Annotated in this window: 10 protein-coding genes and 1 riboswitch; of the genes, 8 read left to right on the top strand and 2 right to left on the bottom strand. The window is 32.1% G+C overall.

Going from position 1 to position 12,019, the window contains the following annotated elements; genetic code table 11:
- Positions 1-11: 11 nt before the first annotated feature.
- The 4 genes from QUF93_RS15205 to QUF93_RS15190 all read left to right on the top strand — a co-directional run bounded on the left by QUF93_RS15205 (position 12) and on the right by QUF93_RS15190 (position 5,738).
- Positions 12-167, top strand: a complete 156-nt coding sequence (locus QUF93_RS15205; RefSeq protein WP_000046094.1) for a DUF1540 domain-containing protein — start codon at positions 12-14, stop codon at positions 165-167.
- A 211-nt stretch (positions 168-378) separates the two neighbouring features.
- The gene (locus QUF93_RS15200; RefSeq protein ID WP_002119806.1) at positions 379-1,230 is read left to right on the top strand and encodes a Cof-type HAD-IIB family hydrolase; all 852 of its coding nucleotides are present in this window, start codon (positions 379-381) and stop codon (positions 1,228-1,230) included.
- Positions 1,231-1,583: 353 nt separating this feature from the next.
- The gene (locus QUF93_RS15195) at positions 1,584-3,362 is read left to right on the top strand and encodes a PAS domain-containing sensor histidine kinase (protein ID WP_289359308.1); all 1,779 of its coding nucleotides are present in this window, start codon (positions 1,584-1,586) and stop codon (positions 3,360-3,362) included.
- A 249-nt stretch (positions 3,363-3,611) separates the two neighbouring features.
- Positions 3,612-5,738 carry a peptidoglycan D,D-transpeptidase FtsI family protein gene (locus tag QUF93_RS15190; RefSeq protein ID WP_289359307.1) on the top strand — a complete coding sequence of 709 codons (2,127 nt, stop codon included), beginning with the start codon at positions 3,612-3,614 and terminating at the stop codon, positions 5,736-5,738.
- A gap of 446 nt (positions 5,739-6,184) precedes the next feature.
- Here QUF93_RS15190 and QUF93_RS15185 read toward each other — a convergent pair whose 3' ends face one another.
- Positions 6,185-6,889: an aspartate/glutamate racemase family protein gene (locus QUF93_RS15185; protein ID WP_289359306.1), complete on the bottom strand. Its 705-nt coding sequence runs from the start codon at positions 6,887-6,889 to the stop codon at positions 6,185-6,187.
- A gap of 150 nt (positions 6,890-7,039) precedes the next feature.
- Positions 7,040-7,155: riboswitch (SAM riboswitch) on the top strand.
- Positions 7,156-7,294: 139 nt separating this feature from the next.
- Between QUF93_RS15185 and QUF93_RS15180 the strand changes: the two genes are divergently transcribed.
- From QUF93_RS15180 to QUF93_RS15165, 4 genes are all read left to right on the top strand, one after another.
- Positions 7,295-7,843, top strand: a complete 549-nt coding sequence (locus tag QUF93_RS15180) for an ECF-type riboflavin transporter substrate-binding protein (RefSeq protein WP_002013166.1) — start codon at positions 7,295-7,297, stop codon at positions 7,841-7,843.
- Between the two features lie 10 nt (positions 7,844-7,853).
- Positions 7,854-9,554 (top strand): ABC transporter ATP-binding protein, encoded by a 1,701-nt coding sequence (locus tag QUF93_RS15175; RefSeq protein WP_289359305.1) that lies wholly within the window; start codon positions 7,854-7,856, stop codon positions 9,552-9,554.
- Entirely contained in the window at positions 9,547-10,347 is an 801-nt protein-coding gene (locus tag QUF93_RS15170) for an energy-coupling factor transporter transmembrane component T family protein (RefSeq protein WP_289359304.1), read from the top strand. The genes QUF93_RS15175 and QUF93_RS15170 overlap by 8 nt, the downstream gene beginning before the upstream one ends.
- A gap of 135 nt (positions 10,348-10,482) precedes the next feature.
- Positions 10,483-10,590, top strand: coding sequence for a YjcZ family sporulation protein (locus QUF93_RS15165; protein ID WP_000007807.1), 108 nt, complete (start codon positions 10,483-10,485; stop codon positions 10,588-10,590).
- A 104-nt stretch (positions 10,591-10,694) separates the two neighbouring features.
- Here QUF93_RS15165 and QUF93_RS15160 read toward each other — a convergent pair whose 3' ends face one another.
- A complete protein-coding gene (locus QUF93_RS15160; protein WP_289375629.1) occupies positions 10,695-12,005 on the bottom strand; it encodes a sensor histidine kinase in 1,311 nt (436 codons plus the stop codon).
- Positions 12,006-12,019 lie beyond the last annotated feature (14 nt).

The raw sequence follows: 12,019 nt of genomic DNA, 5'->3' as shown, positions 1-12,019 counted from the left end.
GGTGCGATACTATGGCACAAGACGTTTTATGTGAAGTAAACAACTGTAAATTTTGGGCTAACGGCAATAAATGTAGTGCAGATGCAATTTATGTAGTAAGTAATAAAGGGAAACAAGCTTCTACTACGGAAGAAACAGATTGTAAAACTTTCGATCCAGAACTATAAGTTTTTGAAGGGTAGCCAAATCGTGGTTGCCCTTTTATTAATTATAGTATTGATAATAAATCTCATTTTCATTCATGTTTTTTAAAATTATTTCTTGACCTGAAACGCTTTTCATAAATTATAAATAAGAAGTACTTAACGAGCTTAATGTGAAAACGATACCTTTTCGTTAAAGCGATCTCGTGTATTTATAGAAAGTGGTGAAGAAATAATGAAATTAATCGCAATTGATTTAGATGGAACCCTTCTTTCTGGGAATAAAATGATTAGTAAAGAAAATGCAGAAGCAATTCGAAACTGTCAGGAAGCTGGCCATGTTGTAGCAATTTGTACAGGACGTTCTATTGTGGATATTGAAAGACTTTTGTTAGAAGTTGATTTGGAGTGTCCGATTATTGCGGAAAATGGTGCACTTATATATAAAGATAAAAAAATGATGAAGAGATATCCAATTCAAAATATGCAGGCACTTGAGATTGTAGAATATCTTGAAGAGAATGGCTTGTATTATCAGCTTTATACTAATAAAGGTGTGTATGTACCGGATTATGGAGTAGAGAGTGTACGTAATGAAATCGAGTATGTGAAGAATGCAAAAGAAAATTTCGATTTGAAAGAGTTAGAAACGATTGCTGCATTATACCTTGAGCATACAGCATTTCATAGTACAGAAAGCTGTAAACCAATTGTAGAAATGGATATACATGTGCATAAACTTTTACCGTTTTCTTATGACATAGAGAAATTAAAAAAATTAAAAGAAACGTTTCTGCATAATACGGATTTAGCTATTACATCTTCCTATTGGCATAATTTAGAGATTAATCATCGAGATGCTCAAAAAGGAAATGGATTATATACTTTAGCAGAACACCTTAATATTCCAGTTGAAAACACTGTAGCAATAGGCGATGGCTTAAACGATGTTTCTATGATGGAGAAAGCAAATATATCAATTGCAATGGGAAATGCAGTTGAAGAAATAAAAGCGATGTGTCAATACGAAACGTTAACAAATGAAGAACATGGTGTCGCACATGCTTTATATAAATATGTAATGTAATAAAAAAAGAAAAAAAGAATCCAAATAGATTCTTTTTTTCTTTTTATTAGGGGTAAGGTATTCTATGAGATTCATAGAAGCCTTATTACACCTCATTATATAGAATATATTGGAATAAATGTTTATATTTTTCATGAAAGTTGTGAATTTTTTGTGAATTATACGTTTATTGTATTTTTATACTGCTACTAGCAGCGCGTAACACTCCCATACTATTTTCTGTTTTTAATTGAAAAATAGAATTTGTTCGAATAATTATTCTACAGCTATATACCTAGGCGCACTTTCTTCGTATAATGAAGAAGTATGAATTTTGAATTTGTATAAATTTTACATATCGAGGTGAAAAAGGAATGAATGCGCGGCTAATGGAACTTATTGATGTGAGTACAATAGAAACCATGGCAGAACAATTTTATAAATTAACCAACATATCACATCAACTTCTTGATGCTGAAAACGAATGTATATTTTCATTTGGAATTAATGAAATGAAAGTATGTAAACTTCCCAAAATTGAAATCCCCCTTTTCTTATACAATCAATATTTAGGATCTTTTGTTGTATGGTCCAAACGAAGCGAAATTTTCAATTGCCAAAAATATTTTGAAATGCTTTCTAACCTCATTATAGCTGGGGTGAAAAAAGCAGTTCAAAGTAAAAATACATCGTTACTTTCTCGAAAAGAGGAAGAACTACATACGATCTTACAAAACATGCCTGTTATGGTTGATGCGCTTGACTATAATGGAGATTTTGTTTTGTGGAATCGAGAATGCGAGATTGTAACAGGTTATACTGCTGAAGAAATAATTGGGAATCCAAACGCTCTTCAATTACTGTATCCTGACCATAATTATCGCCATCAAATACAAAATAAATTTTTGACTCGTGGAAAAAATTTTAGAGATTGGGAAATGAGTTTAACATGTAAAAATGGTGAAATTAAAACGATAATGTGGTCCAATATATCTGAGCAGTTTCCTGTAACAGGATTTAGTTACTGGGCTGTTGGGGTAGATATTACACATTTAAAAGCGATAGAAGGGCAATTAAAACAACAAACCTCTGAATTAGAATTAATTTTTAAAGCTTTACCAGATTTATGTTTTTTAACAGAAGACGATGGGACAATTATAGATTATAAAGCAGGATCTCCTACAAAATTTTACGTACCCGCAGAAGCTTTTATGGGAAAAAAGTTTTACGAAATATTACCGTCTCCAGTAGCACAGCAATTTCAAGAAGCAATTCGCCAATTGAAAGAAGAAGGAAAGAATGTAATTGTAGAATACCCTCTAACAATTAATGAAAGTATCGATTTCTTTGAAGCTAGATGTTTACCATTATTACAAGATAAAATTATGATCGTTGTCCGCGATATTACAGAGCGGAAAAAGGCAGAAGAATTGCTAAATAAATCAGATACACTTGCGGCAATTGGTCAATTAGCAGCCGGTGTAGCACATGAAGTGAGGAACCCTTTAACTGTAATAAAAGGATTTATACAATTATTCCAAATTAACAAAGAGGATCAAGAAAAATATTTTAATCTTATGCTTTCTGAAATCGAGAGAATTGAAGCAATCCTTCAGGAATTTTTGTCGATTGCTAAAACAGATGAAATCCCTACTGAGAAGAAAAATATTTGTCAAATATTCAAAAATGTTGTGTCGTTAATTAACACAAAAGCAATTATGATAAACATTCAAGTTGAGTTATTTACTGATTCCAAAGAGATGATTATTGAATGCTCTGAAAATCAATTAAAACAAGTATTTATTAATATTTTGCAAAATTCAATTGAAGCGATGCCAGATGGTGGGAAGATTTCAATTCATATTAAAGAAATGAATGAAGGTGGTATCATAATAGATGTAGTAGACGAAGGAATAGGGATACCAGAAGAAAGAATTAAGAGATTGGGTGAACCTTTTTATAGTACGAAAGAAAAAGGAACAGGAATCGGATTGATGCTAAGTTATAAAATCATTGAAAGTCACCATGGGACTATTAGTATTATGAGTGATGTTGGTGTCGGGACAACTGTAACAATTTACTTACCAAAATTTCAAAATGAACCGTCCATATCAAAGAGTGAAGATAGATCCTTAACAATACGCTCTATATAACTCGTAAATAATTAAATACGCAATAACAAAGGGCCTAGTGAAAACTAAGCCCTTTGTTATTGCGTATTTTTAAATTTTATTTAGTAAACTTTACCTTTTCTTTACCATTGCTTAAATTTCTATTAAGTTTTAAACATTATATTAATATTCATACAACGTAATGTTTAAAAAATAATATTACTTACTATATGGAGACTACATATAGTAAGTAATGAAACGAAAGTGATGTAGGGAGGAGATTATAACAAGGTGAAAAAGCAAAAAAAGAAGAACGGTTGGCCAATACCAATACGGTTAAATATTTTATTCTTTTGTGTATTTTTATTATTTTCTGGAATTATAATCCAGTTAGGTAAAGTGCAAATTTTCGATGGAGAAACATATAAAAATGAAGTAGAGAAGAGGGAAAATGCAACAGTTAATCTTACAGTACCACGCGGGAAAATTTATGACCGTGAAGGCAATCCAGTTGTTGACAATAAGTCTTTACGTACGATTACATATACAAAGATGAAAGGTGTAAAAGCGGAAGAAGTGTTAAAAACTGCAAGACAACTTGCAGTAATAATTGAAATGCCGCAAGAAGATATTGATAAGTTAACTGAGACTGATAAAAAAGATTTTTGGATGCAATTAAATCCAAAACTTACTCAAAACTTAGTATCTAAAAAAGAAATAGATAAGTTTAGAGAAAAGGATATTACCGGAAAAGAGCTAGACAAAAAAATAGAAGAGTTAAAAAGAAAGCGTGTTACAGATAAAAATCTTCAAGAATTAACAGCTAATGATATAGAAGTGCTAGCTATTAAAAGTAAAATGACTTCAGGGTATCAAATGGCACCTCAAATTATAAAAAAAGATGTTAGTGAAAAGGAATATACTGTGATTAGTGAAAACTTAGCAAATCTCCCAGGTGTAGACGCATCAGTTGATTGGGAAAGGCTCTATGTAAATGATGGCTTATTCCGTTCAGTCCTTGGAAATGTTTCGAATGCTGATGAAGGACTACCACATGAACGATTAGATTATTATTTAGTGCGTGATTATAGCCGGAATGATCGGGTCGGGAAAAGTTACATCGAACAACAATACGAAGATGTGCTTCATGGTACGAAAAAAGAGGTAAGAAGTATTGCCGATAAACAAGGTAATACAATTAGAACGGAAACAGTTTCTGAAGGGAAAAGCGGCAAGAATTTAACTTTAACGATAGATATGGAATTACAGAAAAAAGTAGAAGAGAGCATAGAAAAAATATTAAAGGCCTATAAAGGTTCAGAATCGATGTTGGACCGTGCTTTCGTTGTAATGATAAATCCGAAAAACGGTCAAGTATTATCAATGGCAGGGAAAAAGTTAGTAGAAAAAGATGGGCAAACAGAAGTTGAAGATTACGCTTTAGGTACGATGACAAGTTCATATGAGCTTGGATCAACTGTTAAAGGTGCAACAGTATTAACTGGTTTCGAAACGAAAGCTATAACACCAGGTACTTACTTTTATGATGCGCCTATGAAGTTTAAAGGAACTAAGGAGAAAAAATCTTGGAAAGATTTCGGGAATATTGATGATCTAAGAGCTTTACAAGTTTCTTCTAACGTTTATATGTTTAATACAGCATTAAAAATTGCAGGTGTGGATTATGTTAGAAATAGTTCACTAGATATTAAACAAGAATACTTTGATAAAATGAGATATTATTTCAGGCAATTTGGTTTAGGTGTTCCAACGGGTATTGATTTACCGAATGAAACAGCTGGACAAATCGGGAGAAAAGATAATCAACCAGGTTTCTTATTAGATTTTTCTATTGGCCAGTACGATACGTATACACCACTTCAGCTTGCACAGTACATTTCTACTATTGCAAATGGTGGGTATCGTATGAAACCACAAATTATTCAAGAGATTAGAGAACAAACTGTGCAAAAAGATGAAATCGGTAAAGTCGTGCATTCAATAGAACCAGTTGTTTTAAATAGAGTGGATATGAAAGAAGATTATATAAATCAAGTAAAAGAAGGATTTAGAAGAGTATTCCAAGAAGGAGATGGAACAGGAGTAAGGGCGTTCCAAAAAGCACCATATAAACCAGCTGGTAAAACAGGGACAGCACAGACAGTATATGGTGGAGAAAGCGACATAGGTAGAAATGATAAAGGTGAACGAATAAAATGTTATAATTTAACATTAGCAGGATATGCGCCATATGATGATCCAGAAGTAGCATTTTCAGTTGTTGTGCCATGGGTTATAAATGACAAGTCGGGTATTAACTCTGATATTGGAAAAGATGTTTTAGATGCTTATTTCGAATTGAAAAATAAGCGATTAAATGGTGAGGCTACAAAAGTAGATAATTCAAAAGAGGATTAGAAAGCATGAAACGTCTCTAGTATTTAAATGGACTAGAGACGTTTTTAAATACACCCCCAAACTTATGGATGAATCAATTGTGATAGGTAAAGTAGAAATAGTTTATTAGCCATTTGACCAAATGAAAAGAATAAAGTAATTTAGTTCAAGAGTATTCTATTAAGTATTCACCTTTTATATATAAATGCATATATTGATAGCATAGGACAAGCAAAAAAGCTTGTACCTTACCTCACTGAACACTCCTTATCACAGCTAGGCATCTACTTTTGTAGATGCCTTTTTTTATGTTGATGCTTGATAATTATTTATCCTGCTATTTGGAGCAGTAAAATTCCCACCTCAAAATTTAGTGAATGCGAGGAAGTTAAGTGGGAGATCAATTGCTCGTAAAGTCCAATTGGTTCAATTAATAATCAGTGGGGTATGGACAAAACCGCTGCTGATTAAAGTTTCACTTTTAAATTGTTATTCGCAAATCGTACAGCTGTATTCGCATGTGTATAAGCAGTATCAAAAACAGGAACCGATAGATCACTTTGTGAAATGAGCAAGGGAATTTCTGTACAGCCAAGTAGTATTCCTTCAGCACCGTTTTTAATTAATGTATTTGTGATTTGTAATAGCTTTTCTTTTGATATTTCTGAAATAATCCCTCTACTGAGTTCTTGTAAAATGACATGATGGATGAAAGTTCTATCTTCTTCATTTGGGACAATTGACTCAATGTTGTAATTTGCTAGTCTTGATTTATAGAAGTCTTGTTCCATTGTTTGTTTTGTTCCCAAAAGTCCGATACGCTTAATATTATATTCTATCATTGTTTCAGCACTTACATCTCCAATATGGAGGAGTGGTATTGATATTGCCTTTTCTACTTCTTCAGCAAATAGATGTATAGTATTGGAACACATAAGTAAACATTCAGCTCCAGAGTTTTCTACCTTTTTGGCTACTGTGACTAATTCATTTTTTACTTGTTCATATTGATGGTCTTGTAATAATCTGGTTATCTCGCCAAAGTCCATACTATATAAAACAAGTTTTGCATTTTGATTATATTGAGTGAGAGTAAGTGTATTAATATGTTTATAGTATAACGATGTTGATTCCCAACTTAGTCCACCAATTAAGCCAATTACTTTCATCATGCATTCCTCCCGTAACAATTTTGAATTCATTATTCCATAATTCCGATAAGAATACAATGATTTAGATTAACTATTTATCGAAAAATAAAAATAGTAAGAAAAGTATTGAAATTATTTATTGTTAGTGCCATAATACAGATTACAAATACATACTTATCCAGAGAGGTAGAGGGAACGGCCCTATGAAGCCTCAGCAACCCCTATGTAATTACATAGGAAGGTGCTAATTCCGCTGAGGACACTATGTGTCTTTTGAAAGATAAGGGGATTCTTGTACGTGAAAGAAAATGACCTCTTATTTAAGAGGTCATTTTTTGTTGTATAGAAAGGAATTGTCGATGCATAATTCACTTTCAAAATAAATATAGAGTATTAAAAGTTGAATAATACGAGAGGGGAATTGTAATGAACAAATTAACGACAAAGCTAGTAGTAGCAATTGGAATTGGAGCAGCTTTATACGGAGTATTAGGGCTTTGGGGATTTTCTATCGCACCGAATACCTTTATTAAACCAGCACTGGCTATTTTAACAGTTTTTGGAGCGTTATTTGGCCCGGTAGCAGGACTTTTAATAGGACTAATCGGTCATACCGTTACAGATACGATTGCTGGTTGGGGTATTTGGTGGGGATGGGTTATTAGTTCAGGTATTATTGGTTTTGCAATGGGACTCATTCAAAAAAGAGTTGGTTTTAGTGTAAAACATGGAACGTATAATAACCGTGATATTTCTTATTTTGCAATTGCAGGATTAATTGGTATTGTCATAGCTATTATATTTGCTGGAGCATTCGATATTATTGTGATGGGAGAACCGTTTGACAAAATAGTTATACAAGTACTAGGCGCAACAATTGCAGACGTTATCGTATTTTTAGTTCTTGGCTTACCAATCACGATTGGTCTAGCGAAATCAAATAAGAAACATACACATTTAAAAATTGAAAAGTAGGGATGAATACATGCAACCAATTATTTCTTTTGAACAATTTACCTTTCAATATAGGCATGCCGCGCAGCCTACTTTAAAAGATATTACATTTCAAATATATCCTGGGGAAAAGGTACTTATCGCTGGACGAAGTGGTTCAGGGAAGTCAACATTAGCTCATTGTATAAATGGGTTAATCCCATTTTCTTACGAAGGAATAAGTACCGGTAACATTTTAATAGCTGGAAAGGATCCGAGAGAAGGTAGTGTTTTTGAACAGAGTAAACACGTAGGGACAATATTACAAGATCAAGATTCACAATTTATTGGTCTTACTGTCGAAGAGGATGTAGCATTTTCATTAGAAAACGATTGTGTAAATCAAATAGAAATGAAAAAGATTGTTACGGATTCTTTAAAAAAGGTAAGCATGCAGGAGTTTCATGCACAAAGTCCACATGAATTATCAGGAGGTCAAAAACAAACAGTCTCTCTTGCAGGTCTGCTAACGACAAATGCAGATATATTATTATTTGATGAACCGTTAGCTAACTTAGATCCAGCAAGTAGTTTGAATACTATAGAACTCATTAAAGATATTCATGAGAAATATAATAAAACAATTGTAATTATTGAACATCGAATAGAAGAAATTTTAAACCTTGATTTAGATAAAATTATTTTAATCGATGAAGGAGAAATTGTTGCGATGGGTTCACCGGATAGTATTCTAAATTCTAATATATTACCAAATATCGGACTAAGAGAACCTATTTATATAGAAGCTCTAAAGAAATTAAATTTTGACAGTAATAATGTTGGGGTATTTCCGATTGAAAATCTACGTAATGCAGGCGTTCATAACTTATTAAAGAACTGGATGCGGAAGCAAGTGTCATCTAAAAACACGTATATTAAAAAAGCCTTATGCAAGATAGAAAATTTATCATTTACGTACAATAACAAACATACAGTCTTAGAAGATATCAACCTTTCAATAGGAGAGGGAGAGATAATAGCCTTATTGGGTCATAATGGAGCAGGGAAATCGACATTAGCTCATACTCTTATAGGAATAAATAAAACAAAGAATGGGAGAATAACATTCGATGGAGAAAATATAAATTCTTGGTCTATTCGTAAACGCGGGGAAGTTATTTCTTACGTTATGCAAAACCCAAATCAAATGATTACACAGCCCACTGTTTTAGAAGAAGTTTCATTTTCATTAAAATTAAAACAAGTTTCTAAAGATGAGATTGAGAGTAGAGTCGAAAAAGCTTTAAGAATTTGTGGATTATACCCATTTCGTAACTGGCCAATTCAGGCATTAAGCTACGGACAAAAAAAGAGGCTTACTATTGCATCTGTACTTATAACAAACCCAAAACTTATTATATTAGATGAGCCGACAGCTGGACAAGATTATTACCATTACAAACAGTTTATGTCCTTTATTAGAAAACTGGCTGAAAAAGGCATATCCTTTATTATTATCACACACGATATGAATCTTGCTTTAGAATACGCAGATCGAGCGGTAGTTCTGCATGAAGGGAAAATCATTGCGGACAATACTGTATCCGCTGTATTAGGGGATCAAGGAACGTTACAAAGAGCTAATCTACGGGAGATTTCATTAATAAAACTAGCTAAATTAAGCGGAATTCCAACTCCAGAAAAGTTTGTGAAACTTTATATTGAGGCTAATAGGAGGGAGGAATATGCATAATACGTATTTTCATCGTATGGATGGTGCAATTAAATTATCTTTATTTATATTTTGTATGACACTTACTTTTTTATTTTTTGATTTTCGTGTATTGCTAATTTTATTTATTATTGGATGTATTGGCCTCTTAATTGCAAAAATTCAATTGCGTAAAATTATAGTTATTTTCAGCGTTATATTTACATTTAGTTTATTAAATTCCGTTATGATTCTTTTCATTACGCCCACCCATGGATCGGAATTAACGGGAACGTATACCTCTTTTTTTCATATAGGTTATGCAACAATTACATATGAAACTTTATTTTATGCAGCTACACTTTCATTGAAATATTTTACGTTATTACCATTTACACTTCTTTTTATTTATACAATTCATCCAAGTGAATTTGTAAGCAGCTTAAATAAATTTGCTGTTCCTTATAAAATTACATATGCAATAAATATTGCACTGCGTTATATACCAAGTATTCAATCCGAATATATTATCATTAGACACGCACAGGAAGCAAGAGGCGTACCTTTTGAAAAAGGAGAAGCGAGCTTGTGGATTCGTATGAAAAACCGTGTTTTAATTTTTTGGCCACTTATTATTCATTCATTAGAAAGGATTGATACTGTTTCAAATGCAATGGATTTAAGAGGGTTTGGAAAGAAGGATAAACGAACGTGGTACTATGCAAAAGACGCACAAAAGGAGGATTACATCACACTTTTTGTTGGTATTATCATTTTGATTATTGCAGTTTACTTAAAGATGAATGTATTCCAAAGTTTCTGGTACCCATTTTAAAGCACTCTCAATAGAGTGCTTTTACTAATTTTTATGAAGACATGCTCAAAAAAGGGAGATACACATACTGTATAATACGAACCAGTTAAAATGATCAACTACCTATTAGTTTTCAAACCAAAAGGAGGAAAAAATATGAGTTTCGGCGGTTCTTGTGGTTTTGGTGGAGGTTTCGCATTATTAGTTGTGTTATTTATTTTATTAATTATTGTTGGATGCAGCTGTTGGGGCGGAGGATACTAATTTCTAATTAGTCTCGGTAAAATGTAAACTTTAAAAAACATAGCATATACTTTTTGTATCGAAATAAATGAAAAAGGAGCTTAATAGCTCCTTTTTCATTTATTTTACGAAATCTCCTCATTACTGCATTTAGGTAATGTGATAGTTAAAGTAGTTCCTTTATTTATAACACTTCGGATTTTCAATGTGCCTCGCATCGTTTCGATAATTTTTACAGCAACCATCGTTCCTAAACCAGTACCTTTCGTTTTTGTACTAAAATATGGTTCGCCAAATCGATTAATTTGCTCTTGCGACATTCCAATTCCACTATCTTGAATCCTTATTATGACCTTATTATTACTAACAGTTGCAGAAATAATTAGATTACCGCCACTTGGCATTGCTTCTATACTGTTTTTTATTAAATTTAAAAAACATTGATGGAAGTGCTGTGTATTACCAATAATTGTTCCCCCTGAGAACTCTTTTGTTATATTAATATTATTCATGTTACAAAAAGGCAATATCATATTAATAACTCGATTTAACTCGTGCTCCACTGAAATATGATTTAGTTTTTCTGAAGCCGGTTTGGCAAAAGTTAAGTAATCATCAATAATTGCTTGTGCACGATTTAACTCTTCAAGAATATGTTGAATATACTCATCTCTGGATTGTTGAGTTATATTGGGTGTTTTTAAAAGTTGTGTAAATCCTTTTACAACAGTCAATGGATTCCTTACTTCATGTGAAATACTTGCAGCGAGTTGGCTGACAATCTCCATTTTTTCAACTTTTATTAATTTTGATCGCATGAATATTGCATCTTTTAAAACTTCATTAAAATAGACCATAAATAATATTAAAATAGTTGGTAATAGAATGAAATAAATAATGTACAAATTATTCACTTCAAAATCTGATAGAGTTAAAACAATTACTGTTGTAAATATTGCAAGGAAAAAAGTTAAAAACATAGATGAAGCTACTTTCATTTTCCGATTGTATGTTTTAAATTTTGATGATGCGAATGCTGTAATTATTAACATCGTTCCATAAACAATGATTGTTAACAGGCTAAAACTATAAAACGTAAAACGTGTTATTAATAAAATTATGAGTAATGCAATACCGACAGGAAATCCACCATAAAGTGTACCAATTAAAAAGGGGATTTGTCTTAAATCGTGAATACAATTTTCATCCATATAGATGGGATATCGCATACATAAAATTAGTGGGATGCTCGTACAAAGAACGATAAGTAGTTTCTTATATTTCTTCCCAAAGTACCCACTATCATAAATAAAATAAAAAATAAATATACTGCTTAAAATATAAAGAAGATTATTTAAAACATTTTGATTAATGTAAACAAAGTTCATAATACATGCCCCGTTATCCTGAATTTCAATCCCATATGTATTATACATTATAAAAGTGCAAG

Origin of the sequence: Bacillus hominis, from assembly GCF_030348325.1 — a bacterium.
GTDB classification, from domain to species: Bacteria; Bacillota; Bacilli; order Bacillales; family Bacillaceae_G; genus Bacillus_A; species Bacillus_A hominis.
The sequence above is the reverse complement of the archived record's forward strand: the minus strand, read 5'-3'. Positions and strand labels throughout refer to the sequence as shown.